We start from the raw sequence: 14,137 nt of genomic DNA, 5'->3' as shown, positions 1-14,137 counted from the left end.
CGCAGCGTGCGCCACAGCTTTTTGCCTTTTAGTTTATCCTGCGTCGAGCTACTTAACAACCTATGAATAACTGGACCGCAATTCTTCCCTTTATCCAAGAATTAACTAGGCAGGTAGGCGATCACCTCCTTGCTGATTTTGATCAGGCGCGAGTAGCGATCGCTAAGGATGATGGTAGCCTTGTAACTAAAAGCGATCGTTGGGCGGATGCCTATATCAAAGCGGCGCTGGAAAAAGAGTTTCCTGAATATGGCATTTTAACTGAAGAGTCAACGCAAATTTTGCCCGATCGCGAATGGGCTTGGGTAGTCGATCCCCTTGACGGTACTACCAATTTTGCCAGAGGGATTCCGATTTGGGGCATATCCTTGGGGCTATTGCATCGTGGGACACCTGTGTTTGGCTATGTTGCCATACCGCCATTGCGTCAAAATATTTATGGTTGGTCAGATGAGCATGGCTCAGCAGCATTTCTCAACGACACACCGCTTCATTTACCTGAGACTTCACCTGATCCTGATGCACTTGGCAATTACTTTTTTAGCGCCTGTTCCCGCAGTCTCGAAAAAATGGGACGATCCAAGTTCCCTTTTAAATTGCGAATGTTGGGCGTGGCTAGTTATAACATTTTGACGGTAGCGATCGGCTCTACGATTGGCGCAGTAGAAGCAACTCCAAAAATTTGGGATATCGCGGCTGTATGGGTAATTATCAAAGCGATCGGCGCGATCTGGGTTCCCTTAGAAGCTTCTCAAAATATCTTTCCATTAGAACTTGGCAAAGATTACAGTAGCCGTAGTTTTCCCACCTTAGTAGTGAGCCATCCTGAACTCTTGCCAATGGCTCAGGAAATAGCCAAGCCATTTATCCCTTAGTCGCAATGCGATCGTCAAAGACAAAACATTCGCCTTCCCAGAGACTTTCTTCGGGAGGAACTTCTGCTAGATATTTGAGAATGCCTCCCTTGAGATGGTAAACCTCATCAAAGCCTTGAGCCAACATATAGGCGCTTGCCTTCTCGCAACGGATGCCACCTGTGCAGAACATGGCGATTTTTTGCTGCTTGCGATCGCTTAAATTCTCCTCAACATACTTAGGGAAATCATGGAAGAAATCTAAATTGGGATCGATCGCTCCTTTAAAAGTACCAAACTCCACCTCATAAATATTGCGTGTATCAATGACTAATACATCAGGATCGCTAATTAATTGATTCCAATCTTGAGGACTTACATAGGTTCCCACTTCTTTACTAGGATCAATATCAGAAACTCCAAACTTTACAAGTTCTTTTTTGAGTCTTACCTTTAGCTTGTTATAGGGCATAACATCACAATAGGTCTCTTTATGCTCTAAACCTTGTAAACGTGAGTCAGATCGTAAGTAGCTTAACAGGGCATCAATTCCCTCTCGACTACCTGCGATCGTGGAGTTAATTCCTTCCCTTGCTAATAAAATTACCCCTTTGAGTTCGTGACTATTACAAAAATCTGTAATTGCAGGACGCATCGATACATAATCAGCTAGAGCAGCAAAATGATAGAACGTAGCGACAACGAAAGGTTCAGACTTCTCTAAATACTTGGCAAGCGACTTTTCCATAACAAAATTAGTCAGCTTTTCACCACGACAAGTTACCTGCTGTTCCTTAACTACAGAAAATCCCCGACTCTTAAAAAATGCTCTCGCTGTAATACTTACTTCTACAAATAAGCGTTCTATTTTTAATTCTAGAGCCTTTGCCTCGATCGTTTGATATAACCGTGTTCCTACACCGCAGCGCTGATAGTCCTTATGGCAAAAGAAACAATCAATATGACCATTAGTTTCGAGTTGAGCAAAACCAATGATTTCGCTTTCTTCTTCCGCAACATAGGTAAAGTTGCTAGTGCAGTCTTCTGTCCAATTGGTGAAATATAAATCATCTGGAGCCCAAGCCTGTACCTGTGCAGAAGAATAGTCACGAATATTTACCTCGCGGATAGTGTCATGGAACAACTGGGCGATCTGGTCGCTGTCTTGTTTTTGAAATAATCGAATTAGCATAGTTTTAATATTTATAGAATGGGTAGCGTTTCGCGCTACCCATCTCTACTCTAGATCAAAAAGGATAGTTCGATTTACCGCAATCACCTATCACTGATGTTTTGTGGAACTTAGATGATGAATCTCTTGCTGCTAGCGAAGTAGGGCAACCACGGGGGGATTGCCCCTACCTGTAAATTTTAGATCTTGTAGGGTCAATCCCCCGTGCCAGCCATAGACTTACGCCATCGCAAGAATTCCTTCCACCTAACATCAGCTATCAAATAAACCACAAGAAATTTTTTTAAATTTCTTGGTTTGGTTTTGAGCGCAAAGCGCTGTAGGTAGTTTATTTGCCAATGCAAAATCTACTGAAAATTTGATCTAGAACTGATTCGGTAACCTCTTCGCCTGTAATTTCACCGATCGCACTAATGGCATCGCGTAAATCAATTGTCCAGAAATCAAGCGGTAATTGATCGGCGATCGTAATTTGCACATTAGCTAAGGATTGCACCACCCTTAGTAAACAAGCTTTCTGACGCTGATTAATGGCAACATCTATATTTGCCGCCGCGATCGCATCTTGGTGAATACATCTTAAAATTGCCGCTTCTAGATCCTCGATTCCCTGTTGTTGAGAAGCCGCAGTTTTGACAATGAGAATTTCCTGCTCCCCTCTCCCCATGGGAGAGGGGCTGGGGGTGAGGGCTTCTTGCTCACTGGGACAAGGAACAAGATCAATCTTATTCACCACCAAAATTACTGGGCGATCACGTACAGTCTCATAGATTTCTAAATCCTTCTCACTCCAGCCCACACTTGCGTCAATTACCATCAACACTAAATCCGCAGACTGAGCCGCTTGCCGCGATCGCTCCACCCCGATCTTTTCGACTATATCCTCTGTTTCCCTAATCCCTGCGGTATCGAGAACTTGAATGGGAATGCCACCCACCACTAATTGCGAATCAACGACATCACGAGTTGTTCCTGGCAAATCCGTAACGATCGCCCGATCGCTACGGCTCCATGCATTTAATAAACTTGATTTACCGACATTGGGACGACCAACGATCGCTACTTTTAAACCCGTTCGCAATAGTTCACCGCGATCGGCTGTGGCTAAAATCTGTTGCGATTCTTGAGAAACCGTCTTAACTTCAGCTTTGACCCATTCCACATCAAGGGGTGGCAAATCATCTTCAAAATCAATCCGCGCTTCGATTTCAGTTAAGACATTCAAGCATTTACCACGCAAATATTTTAAAGACTGCGCGAGCTTGCCACGAAGAGAGGCGATCGCCGATTGGGCTGCTTGGGCTGACTTAGCACCGACGAGATCATTAATACTTTCAGCTTGCGTAAGATCGATTCGACCATTGAGAAAAGCTCTTAAACTAAATTCCCCTGCTTCTGCTAGTCTTGCACCCTGCTCTAAACAAAGATTTAACACCTGCTGCACTGCCATAATTCCCCCATGACAATGAAACTCTACGACATCTTCGCGAGTAAAAGAACGAGGTGCTTTCATCAACAGCAATAGGCTTTCATCGACAATAGTTTCCGAGACTGGATGCTTCACATAGCCATAAAGAATACGATGACTTTCCCAAACTTGTTTACCGCCTGCATGGAAAAGCTGCTGCGCGATCGCCACCGCCCGATCGCCCGATAATCTCACAATGCCCACACTGCCCTGTTGGGGTGAAATCGCTGTGGCAATGGCAGCGATCGTCTCAGATAAACTCATACCGTTGCTCTCAAAAACTGAATAAATGGCTTATGATTGTTATAGAAAATGATTTTATGATTGTTACATAGCAATCCTAAATCATTTGTAAACAAAGCATGGAGCTTAGGCTCCGCACTGTGAAACTTAATTTTTCGCAATTCATTCACAATTCATGTTTGTTGTGTAAGTAGCTAGGCATAAGAAAACTTAAATAGCAAAGATTAAGATCCCCGACTTTTTTTGTGAATTTGCAAACTGTCTTTGCTTGCCTAGAAAAAGTCGGGGATCTGGGCATTTACAGGTTTCTTTTGCTGACCTAATATCAACCCTTCATCTATTTTTGGATAGATTTCATATCTGGGGGCTTCTTGAATTATGTCTAAATCTACTGATGGTGATTTGCCAACCTATCCAGAAAAACGCAGAAATTCTTTAAATAATGGGATGGTAAGAACGGCAAAAAATACAGTCCAAGAGACCTTGAAATTGCACCAAGCAATTTTAGATAGTGCCAACTACTCAATTATTGCGACAACTGTTGATGGAATAATTTGTGCTTTTAATACCACGGCTGAGCGTTGGCTAGGCTATGCAGCATCAGAAATAATTGGCAATTGCTCTCCTGAGCGCTTTCATGATTTGTCAGAGGTTCAACAACGGGCGATCGCCTTAACTGAAGAGCTAGGCCGACCAATTCCAGTAGGCTTTGAGGTGTTTGTCGCCAAAGCGAAATTAGGACAAATAGAGGAAAGAGAATGGACATATATCCGTAAAGATGGATCGCGATTTCCTGTGATGCTCTCTATTTCAGCACTGCGAAATGACGATAATCAAATTTCAGGATTTTTAGGTATTGCCAGCGATTTGTCAAACCGCAAGCTTGCAGAGTCTAAGTTGCAAACCACTCTGCACGAATTAGAATTTCAAAAATTTGCCCTTGACCAAGCTGCGATCGTTGCCGTTACAGATTTGCACGGGTCGATTACCTATGCAAACAATAAATTTTGCGAAATCTCTGGCTATAGTCAAGATGAATTAATTGGGAAAAATCATCGATTTATCAATTCCGATTATCATTCACCAGAATTTTTTACCAACCTCTGGAATACCATCATCAGCGGTAATGTATGGCGCGGTGAAATTCGCAATGCGTCTAAAGACGGCACATTTTATTGGACTGACAGCACGATCATTCCCCTGCTTGATGATCATGGTAAGCCAATGCAATATCTCGCCATTCGCTTTGATATTAGCGATCGCAAAAAATTTGAAGAAACGCTGCGTCTCCAAGAACGGGCGATCGCTTCAAGCCACAATGGTATCGTCATTACTGATTTTCGCCTCCCAAACAATCCGATTGTCTATATAAATTCTGCGTTTGAAAAAATCACTGGCTATGAAGCTAGTGACGTAATGGGCAAAAATTGTCGTTTTTTACAAGGAAGTGATGTATTTCAATCTGAAAAAGATATCCTCAAAAATGCAATTTTGAAAGGAGAAGCTTGTAGCGTTGTCATTAGAAACTATCGCAAAGATGGCTCTTTATTTTGGAATGAGTTAAATATTTCTCCAATATGTGATGACACCAATAAGGTAACGCATTTTATTGGTATTCAAATGGATATTACAGCCCGCAAAGAGGCTGAAAAAGATTTAAAAAGGCAAATGCGTCTTACCGTATTACTTAACCGTATTACTGATGAAATTCGTCAAAGTTTGGATATAAACAGTATTTTTGAAACAGCTGCTCATCAAATTCAGTTAGCCTTTCATGCTAGTCGCTGCCTGATTTATAAACTCGATTACCAAAACCATGATTCAGCTTTACAATCTCAAATTTCGCTAATGTCTGAACAATTAGCAGACAGAATTTTTTCGGTTAAAGATCTTGAATTACCTTTGTTAGATAGTGCTTTTGGCAAAAAAATTTCCAGTCAAGATCAAGCGATCGCTATTACTAATGTTTATACTGAGTCAGACTTAGATGAGTTTGGTGAACTATTTTATCGAATGCAATTGCGATCGCTTTTAGCGATCCGTACTTCATCCCATGGATTAACCAATGGGATTATTTTATTACATCACTGTAATAGTTTTCACGAATGGACAATTGAAGAAAAAGAATTGCTTGAATCCGTAGCAAATCAAGTTAGTATCGCCCTGTCACAAGCCAATTTACTAATGCAAGAAACCCGTCAGAGGGAACAACTAATTAAACAAAATAAAGAATTAGAAGAAGCACGAGTGATCGCAGAAGCGGCTAATCGATCTAAGAGTGATTTCTTAGCGACTATGAGTCATGAGATTCGTACTCCTATGAATGCGGTCATTGGGATGACAGGGGTGTTACTAGATACAAATTTGACCAGAGAGCAACGGGAATTTGTGGAGATTGCTCGGAATGCGGGTAACACATTACTGACGATCATCAATGATATTTTAGATTTTTCCAAAATTGAATCAGGACATTTAGAACTAGAAGAACAAACCTTTGATTTGCGAACTTGTTTAGAAGATACGATCGAGTTGCTCTCAGCTAAGGCATTGGAAAAAGGCATTGAACTCGGTTATTTGATTCATCCCGATGTGGATTTGATTGTGATCGGTGATATGACTCGATTACGGCAAGTTTTAGCAAATTTAATTGGCAATGCGATCAAATTTACAAGTCGCGGCTCTGTCAATATTTCAGTTACGCAAATGCTTGTTTCGCATTATTTGCGGTGTGAACTGAGCGATCATCATGAAGAAACTCAGTTGCTGCGAACCCTACAGTTTGCTGTAAAAGATACAGGGATTGGTATACCTAGCGATCGCCTATATCGACTATTTCAGCCCTTTAGCCAAGTAGATGCCTCAACCACTCGACAATATGGGGGGACTGGGCTAGGTCTGGCGATCAGTAAGCGCCTATGTGAACTGATGGGCGGCACAATGTGGGTGGAAAGCAGTGAGCAGAAAGGTTCTACTTTTTACTTTACGATTACGGCTCCCGTTAACATTTGGGAACAACCTGCACCGATCAATGTTAGTGATTCGCAACTAATCTCACCCACGGTGCGATCGCCTCAGTCAATTAGTCAAACCATCAGTCAAAATATTGCTCAAAACTTAGCTAATCAATCAAATACGGCACGAATTACTCTAGGCTCACCAAAGCAAAGTTTTGCCTTTGATCCACTTATGGCAAGAAATCATCCATTGCGAATTTTGCTAGCTGAGGACAATGTGGTTAACCAGAAAGTAGCCATACATATTTTGCAACGTATGGGTTATCGGGCTGATGTGGCCGCTAATGGCTTAGAGGTACTATCGGCTCTTTCGCAGCAGCCCTATGACTTAGTGTTTATGGATATGCAAATGCCAGAGATGGATGGACTCGAAGCCACTCAACTAATTGAGCAGAATTGGCAAAACGGTAAACTCATCTCCAAGCCGAGGATTGTGGCGATGACCGCCAATGCCATGCAAGGCGATCGTGAGATTTGTCTAGCCGCAGGTATGGACGACTATCTCAGCAAGCCTATCCTTAACGCTGAACTTGTGAGGGTTTTACGAGAATGTCCACCTGTCATCCCAAATAAATCCAGACCATTATCTTCAATTAATATTTCTACTCTTCATGAAGTCGCCAGTGATATTGGCGGCGAAGATCCAGAATTTTTGATTGAACTGATTGATAGTTACTTAGATAATACGCAATCACTCCTCCAAGAGTTATATACTAGCCTTGCACAGAAAAATTTTGAGGTAATGGTGCGGACTGTTCACACCTTAAAATCCAGCAGTAGTGTAATTGGTGCAGAAGATCTATCAACTCTATGCCGCGAATTGGAAACAAGTCTACGCAATCAAAAATATGAGGACTTAGATATCAAAATCAATAAAATTACTGATGAATATGCAAATGTTAAATCTGAATTAGAGCATGAAAAATATCACTAAGTAGCTAAGATAAGTACACTAGAAACCTAGAAGATTGTTCCGCCCGCTACACGGGCGGAACAATCTCTGGTTTCAGGTTTTAATTAGGCTGAACCACTTAAACTCTTCAGGTAGACGCATGTCTGTTAACGTCAATTTTACCGTCTAACCATGTAATGACAATCGATGATATTAGCGATCGCCATAAGCAGCATCCTAGCCCAAAAGTAAGTCAAGAAATTAATACCCTCGAAAAATCATCATCCAAGACTGCTCAGATTTTAATAGTGGATGATGATTTGTTTATGCGAAAAATTTTAGTACGTTATTTGGAACGGGAAAATTATCGCGTGATTGAGGCTGCTAACGGGATGGAGGCATTAAAAGTTTATCAAGAACATCTACCAGATATCATCTTACTGGATGCCATGATGCCTGTCTTGGATGGCTTTGAATGTTGTTCACGGCTGCAAAAACTGCCTCATGGCGATCATACGCCTGTTTTAATTATTACGGCGCTGGAAGATCGCGAATCAGTAGATCGCGCCTATGATGTGGGGGCTTCAGACTATGTGACTAAGCCCATTCATTGGGCGGTGCTACGGCAGAGAGTGCGGCGTTTGCTGGAGCAAGCCAATCTCCGCCAACAGCTTGAAGCCGCCAACCAACAATTAGCAGTTGTGGTGCAAGAGCTAAGAAGATTGGTTTCCATCGATGGCTTAACGCAAGTGGCTAATCGTCGTTGCTTAGATGAATATCTGGAGCAGGAATGTAAGCGATCGCATAGAGAACAAATTCCAATTTCATTAGTGCTATGCGATATCGACTTTTTTAAAAACTATAACGATAATTACGGACATCAAGAGGGAGATCGCTGTTTACAGGAGGTTGCCCAAGCAATTAGTAAATCAACCAATCGTCCTGCGGATTTGGTGGCTCGTTATGGGGGGGAAGAATTTGCGATTATTTTACCGAATACCGATGCCGAGGGGGGAATGAATGTGGCAATGCGAGCTATAGAAATTGTGCGATCGCTGCAATTGCCTCACGATTACTCTAAAGTTGCTAAGTATATGACGATTAGCTGTGGCGTTGCGACAATTTTACCCACTCAAGATTTTGAAGTGATTCATCTAATCAAGTCAGCAGATCGAGCCTTGTATCTCGCCAAAGCCGAAGGGCGAAATTGTGTTAGGCAAAATGCTTATGTTCCAGAATAATCTCAAAACCCAATAGGGAGAGGCAGCGCTTCGCGCTGCCTCTCCCTATTGGGTGCAAAAATCGCGACATTCTCTAAAATATGGTACGGTCATAGCTGAATGCTATATGACTAAACTACGGTAATCGCATAATTTTATGGAATGGCATATTACGGACGCACAAAGCTTAGCAATAATCGATAACGAGATTGGTGAACATTCACTTTCACCATCTGAATATGAAATTGTGCGCCAAGTAATTTATGCGACCGCAGACTTTGAATATAAAAATCTCGTCAGGTTTTCTGAAAATTCCCTGCAGGCTGGAGCCACAGCCCTCGCTACACGCACCACAATTATCGTAGATGTCCCAACGGTGCAAGCGGCGATCTTTCCTAAAATCTGTGATACTTTTGCCAATCCTATTTATTGTGGTGTTGAAGCGATTACCCGTCCTCAAAAAGGTAAAACCCAAGCAGCTTGGGGAATTGAAACTTTGGCAAAACGCTATCCTGAAGCCATTTTTGTGATCGGTGAGTCGCAAACAGCATTGGCAACCTTGGTGGATTTGATCGAGATGGAGGATGTTAAACCTGCTCTGGTAATTGGAACTCCTGCGGGGTTTATTGATACCGATGTGATCAAGTCACGATTAAATGACTCATTAATTCCCCATATTCGTGTTGATGGTCGGAAAGGCAATGCGATCGCTGCTGCCGCTATATTTAATTCACTAGTCAATTTGGCATGGCAAGCTTACGGCAATAAGTAATTTTAAAGGTGACGCTTCGCGTCACCTTTATAGCTCCAAGAATTGATTGGCGGCGCGGAGCGCCGCCAATCAATTCTTGGGTTTTATGACCAGATGATGCCTGTTAAATTTGCCTCTTGGGTCAACATCCCCTCAGTAACAGCGTCTGCCATTTTTGCTTTACTTAAGTTAGCCTTATAAAAATTTACGCGAGATAGATCGGAGCCTTGGAGATTGGCACTAGTGAGATCGGCTTCGCTCAGATCAGCATCACATAAACTTGCACCGTACAAACTCGCAAAAGTTAGATCCACCTCACATAGCATGGCTTTATTTAGATTTGCACCATTGAGACTAGCCCTACTCAGATCAGCTCGTTGCAACATCGTCTCATTTAGCCCTGCGCCAAATAACCGCGCATCCCTGAGAATTGCCTCACTAAGATCAGCCCTATTTAGCTTAGCTTTACCCATATTTGCACCATTTAATTTAGCGCGGGGTAATTTAGCTTTGTTCAAAATTGCTCCATACAAATTCACCCCATAGAGCTTGGCATCACTGAGATTGGCTTCGCTGAGATCCGCCTCTCCTAAATCAGCGCCACTGAAATTAGCGCTGACAAGGTTAGCGCGATATAGCTTTGCACCATTAAAATCTGCACCATTTAGCTTAGCGTTGCTTAAGTTTGCGCCGTAGAGACTAGATTCACTCAGATTTGCACCACTGAGATCGGCATGACTCAAGTCAATTCCATTCATATCCGTTTTACTGAGGTTGACTCCCGCAAAATTGCGGCGACCAGCATGGTAGCTATTGATTAGTTCACTGATTTCCATTAGATTTACCGTTTCTGTTAAGAATAAACTAGAGCGCGTTCTGCTCTGGTTTATTCATCAGCAATTCTCATTATAAAAATCGGTTTTTTGAAAGTCCGCCAATGGCGTACTTTCAAAAAAACAATTTTGGTATTTCCAGCGCCTTCGGCGCTGGAAATACCAAAATCGGTTTCATAGTGAGAATTGCTGTTTATTCGTCTTGTTCATTTATTTCTGCTTCCATAGCTTCTAAAATTTCTTGTTCTTGAGCCATGAAATCTTCTTCACTAATATCACCAAGATCAAACTTTAGTTGTAAAGTAGTGAGACGTTTTTGCAGATTTTCGGTTTTTTCTAATTCAGTAGTCGCCCTTTCTTCGATTTGCTCTGCAATCCAGACTAGTCCATCGAGGGGTGCTGTCAGTAGTTGCCATATCATTGGGAAATGTACTCCTTAATTCCTTATTGCCGCTTTTCTTGCTTCGCAAGAAAAGCTAATTAACTAAACCTATGTTAAGTGCTGCCTATCAATATGGGGTGCGTCCCCTGTTATTTTCCCTCGATCCTGAAGCTGCTCATCATTTAGCGATCGCCACTTGTCGGCGGATTAGTGAGTCATCCATACTGCAAGCGATCGCCAAGTCTACCCTTTACTATAGCGATTCGCGGCTGTCACAAACTTTATGGAATCTAAAATTTGAGAATCCCGTTGGGTTGGCAGCAGGTTTTGATAAAAATGCAGAAGCGATCGGTGCATGGGAACATTTGGGATTTGGCTTTGCAGAAGTGGGGACGATTACAGCCCATGCTCAGTCTGGCAATCCACAACCACGTTTGTTTCGCTTACCCAGCGATCGCGCTGTTTTAAATCGTATGGGTTTTAATAATCGTGGCGCAGCCGCAACAGCAGTAGATCTCAAAAATTATTTACAAGTCCATAAACTGAGTATTCCCCTTGGCATTAATCTGGGCAAGTCTAAAATTACGGAGATTGTCGATGCAAAATTAGACTATGCCGAAAGCTTGCGATCGCTCTATGAGTTTGGTGATTATTTTGTAGTTAATGTCAGTTCACCAAATACGCCCAATTTGCGAGACTTGCAAGCAACTGACCAGTTATGCGGAATTCTTGCGGAGCTAAATCCAATTAACACCCAGAACAAACCGATTTTAGTAAAAATTGCCCCAGACTTAAATGATGCTGACATTATTGAAGTGGTCAAGGCAAGTCAAGCCTATGGCGTAGCAGGAATTATCGCTACAAACACAACAATTTCACGCCAAAACTTAACGACTACGCATCTAGTAATGACGGGTAAAGCTGTCACCGAAGAAGCAGGCGGTATCAGTGGTCAGCCTGTGCGCGATCGCTCTCTGGAAGTGATCAACCTGATCTGGCAGACGACACAGGGCAGTCTTCCAATCATCGGCGTGGGCGGTCTTTTCACGGCAGAAGATGCTTGGCAAAAAATTACGGCTGGAGCGGCGATCGTGCAGGTTTATACGGGTTTAATTTATGAGGGACCAATGATTGTTAAGCAGATCTTGCAAGGTTTGGTTGCTAAGTTAGAAGCTAATGGCTTAGAGAATATTCAACAGGCGATCGGGCTAGCCCATAAATAAAAAGAACGTGAGTTCGATATCGCCATTTGCGGCGTGCAAAGCACGCCGCAAATGGCTAAAAATGGTAAGAATCGCTAAGCGATTCTTACCATTTTTAGCTTTCGTCGAACTGACGTTTACACACTTCACTTTACAATCTCGTCAAAAAGATACGGTGAAATTAATTGCTGAGCAGGAACAGCATTATTTGATTGCCCTCAAAAATAATCAGCCCAATCTGGGCAAGACTTTGGACAATTTACATCAAACTACGGTCTCTCTTAGATACTCTGACTAACTCTTCTTCCCTCTGATTTTACTGCACCTCCCTTCCTATTTGCTTTTCCGAAAATGAAACCACCCTGCAAACCCATTAAGGGTTTAAAAACACAAAATAGCTTAGCCACTTTGTGTTTTGCTATTAGTCCATCCAACCAATATTTTTATTGTTTATACGCTGCAATTGTTCGTTAGAGCCAGTTGGGCGGGCATAGAGACTACGATCGCGTTGGGCATAGGGCTGCTCGACAGGTTGCTTTCGAGGAGTTGCTCTATTATTTTGGGAAGCATTTTGCGGATTTTGTGACACCAATTGAGAAGAATTAGAAGTATCAGTTACTGGTGTTTTTGCAGCATCTAACGCTTTAACCTGCTCCGATAATTGAATATTTGCTTCAGCCAAGCGTAAGTTGTCACGTTTTACTTCTACAAGTTGTTGATCTAGCTCATTTTTGAGGCTCTCGATCGCCGCCAGTGATTTCTGCAAAAGCTCAACATTAGTGTGGCTAAATTTCAAATCTTTTTCTAGATCGGTTACAGTTTGCGAAAGGACAGTTTCCCTTTCTAGTGATTGAGCAAGTAATAGCTCTAATTCAGAAATTTTTGCTTTTGTGCGATCATCAATATTTGGAGAATCCGCTATCGCCTTCTGTGAATTAGGAACACTAGCAATTTTGTTAATCCCATCAGAGATTGTTTCTGCTTTTACTTCAATAGTTTGTTCAGTTGACATATTCTTAACTGAAGCTTCAGGTTCCTTCTGAACTTCATCACGTAATAAATCCGAAATTCCGACTTTCTTTTTAGTTGACATAGTTTTACTTTTTATTTTTTATTTCATTCCTTAATATGTGGTACTTGACACCTCATATCACTTTAAAATGTCCCGACGCAGTTCATCAACTACGCGTCGATAGTCTGCTTCCGCTTCTCTAGCATTTTTGCCTTTCCATTCTGTAACCAATTTCCCTTCTAAAGCAGCGCGTTCATGGGCTTTGTAAGCTCTTACAAACGCATGAAAAACAGGTACTCCCACCTCTAATAGAGTATTTTGAGCTTCAAGCGCTTCGTTCAGACATCGCGGATCAACACGGGTGAGGAGAACTCGATGGGGAACTTGGGCAGGTCGCACTGTACTTTTAACAGTATCAATTAGAGCTGTTAAATCCATCGGAGCAGGTGGACTTGGCAAAACCAAATAATCAGCGATCGCAACAACCGTGGCAAGTGCATGGGAATGTAGCGCAGGTGGTGTATCTACCAATACTAGATCGTAACTGCTGAGTTTCGGTAGTTTTTTTAAATGAGTCGGATCAATTTCTTTGGCAATATCAAAACCCATGTCCTTGTTGCTACGTCCTACCCACCAAGACAAGCTTCCTTGGATGTCAGCATCCACGACTAATACTTTTGTGTCCTGAGCCAAGATACCCGCTAAGGCGATCGCTGTTGTTGTTTTACCCACCCCCCCTTTACCATTAGTAACGACTACAATTTTTGGGGAATTTGCCATACTCTTAAGCCTCTCAAATAACTTCTAACTAGCAATATAGCGCTTCACGCTCTAATCCAAGAAAACAAAACGGCGTAGCCGTTTTGTTTTCTTGGATTAGGTTTAGTTTTTAATTTACAAAAGTGTGACGACACTTTTATAAATTAGCGTCAGTTCGACGAAAGCGAAAAATGGTAAGAATCGCTAAGCGATTCTTACCATTTTTCGCCATTTGCGGCGTGCTTCGCACGCCGCAAATGGCTATATCGAACTCACGTTAACTTAAAAACTAAAATAGGAGCCGATGAAAAGTAG

The 14,137-nt window shown here is 42.2% G+C and carries 12 protein-coding genes; 6 read left to right on the top strand and 6 right to left on the bottom strand.

The genetic code is table 11. The features are described from left to right. Nucleotides 1-62 precede the first annotated feature (62 nt). Nucleotides 63-875 (top strand): inositol monophosphatase family protein, encoded by an 813-nt coding sequence (locus VB775_RS18910; protein WP_281007278.1) that lies wholly within the window; start codon nucleotides 63-65, stop codon nucleotides 873-875. Here the strand turns inward: VB775_RS18910 and VB775_RS18905 are convergent. Together VB775_RS18905 and mnmE are read right to left on the bottom strand one after the other, a co-directional pair. Further along, on the bottom strand, nucleotides 865-2,046 hold the full coding sequence (locus tag VB775_RS18905) for a rhodanese-related sulfurtransferase (RefSeq protein WP_281007277.1): 1,182 nt from the start codon (nucleotides 2,044-2,046) through the stop codon (nucleotides 865-867). The two genes, VB775_RS18910 and VB775_RS18905, sit on opposite strands and share 11 nt — an antisense overlap. 328 nt (nucleotides 2,047-2,374) lie before the next feature. Next, on the bottom strand, nucleotides 2,375-3,778 hold the full coding sequence (mnmE, locus tag VB775_RS18900) for a tRNA uridine-5-carboxymethylaminomethyl(34) synthesis GTPase MnmE (protein ID WP_281007276.1): 1,404 nt from the start codon (nucleotides 3,776-3,778) through the stop codon (nucleotides 2,375-2,377). Nucleotides 3,779-4,135: 357 nt separating this feature from the next. Here mnmE and VB775_RS18895 point away from each other — a divergent pair, with 357 nt between their 5' ends. From VB775_RS18895 to VB775_RS18885, 3 genes are all read left to right on the top strand, one after another. Beyond that, nucleotides 4,136-7,705: a PAS domain S-box protein gene (locus tag VB775_RS18895; RefSeq protein WP_281007275.1), complete on the top strand. Its 3,570-nt coding sequence runs from the start codon at nucleotides 4,136-4,138 to the stop codon at nucleotides 7,703-7,705. 155 nt (nucleotides 7,706-7,860) lie between these two features. Then, the gene (locus VB775_RS18890; protein ID WP_281007274.1) at nucleotides 7,861-8,904 is read left to right on the top strand and encodes a response regulator; all 1,044 of its coding nucleotides are present in this window, start codon (nucleotides 7,861-7,863) and stop codon (nucleotides 8,902-8,904) included. 136 nt (nucleotides 8,905-9,040) lie between these two features. Beyond that, nucleotides 9,041-9,655 (top strand): precorrin-8X methylmutase, encoded by a 615-nt coding sequence (locus tag VB775_RS18885; RefSeq protein WP_281007273.1) that lies wholly within the window; start codon nucleotides 9,041-9,043, stop codon nucleotides 9,653-9,655. A gap of 83 nt (nucleotides 9,656-9,738) precedes the next feature. On the opposite strand, the gene VB775_RS18880 is transcribed toward VB775_RS18885, so the two are convergent. Together VB775_RS18880 and VB775_RS18875 are read right to left on the bottom strand one after the other, a co-directional pair. Next, nucleotides 9,739-10,470 (bottom strand): pentapeptide repeat-containing protein, encoded by a 732-nt coding sequence (locus tag VB775_RS18880; RefSeq protein ID WP_281007272.1) that lies wholly within the window; start codon nucleotides 10,468-10,470, stop codon nucleotides 9,739-9,741. A gap of 190 nt (nucleotides 10,471-10,660) precedes the next feature. Next, nucleotides 10,661-10,888 carry a gas vesicle protein GvpG gene (locus tag VB775_RS18875; RefSeq protein WP_281007271.1) on the bottom strand — a complete coding sequence of 76 codons (228 nt, stop codon included), beginning with the start codon at nucleotides 10,886-10,888 and terminating at the stop codon, nucleotides 10,661-10,663. A 71-nt stretch (nucleotides 10,889-10,959) separates the two neighbouring features. Between VB775_RS18875 and VB775_RS18870 the strand changes: the two genes are divergently transcribed. Beyond that, a complete protein-coding gene (locus VB775_RS18870) occupies nucleotides 10,960-12,072 on the top strand; it encodes a quinone-dependent dihydroorotate dehydrogenase (RefSeq protein WP_281007270.1) in 1,113 nt (370 codons plus the stop codon). Nucleotides 12,073-12,133: 61 nt separating this feature from the next. Further along, nucleotides 12,134-12,349: a hypothetical protein gene (locus VB775_RS18865; RefSeq protein ID WP_281007269.1), complete on the top strand. Its 216-nt coding sequence runs from the start codon at nucleotides 12,134-12,136 to the stop codon at nucleotides 12,347-12,349. Between the two features lie 123 nt (nucleotides 12,350-12,472). Here the strand turns inward: VB775_RS18865 and VB775_RS18860 are convergent, their stop codons facing one another. Further along, a complete protein-coding gene (locus tag VB775_RS18860) occupies nucleotides 12,473-13,144 on the bottom strand; it encodes a hypothetical protein (RefSeq protein WP_281007268.1) in 672 nt (223 codons plus the stop codon). A gap of 57 nt (nucleotides 13,145-13,201) precedes the next feature. Continuing rightward, nucleotides 13,202-13,843, bottom strand: a complete 642-nt coding sequence (locus VB775_RS18855) for a ParA family protein (RefSeq protein ID WP_190577028.1) — start codon at nucleotides 13,841-13,843, stop codon at nucleotides 13,202-13,204. Nucleotides 13,844-14,137: the final 294 nt, after the last annotated feature.

This window comes from Pseudanabaena sp. CCNP1317 (assembly GCF_034931345.1).
GTDB classification, from domain to species: Bacteria; Cyanobacteriota; Cyanobacteriia; order Pseudanabaenales; family Pseudanabaenaceae; genus Pseudanabaena; species Pseudanabaena galeata.
This window is presented reverse-complemented; position numbering and strand designations above follow the sequence as displayed.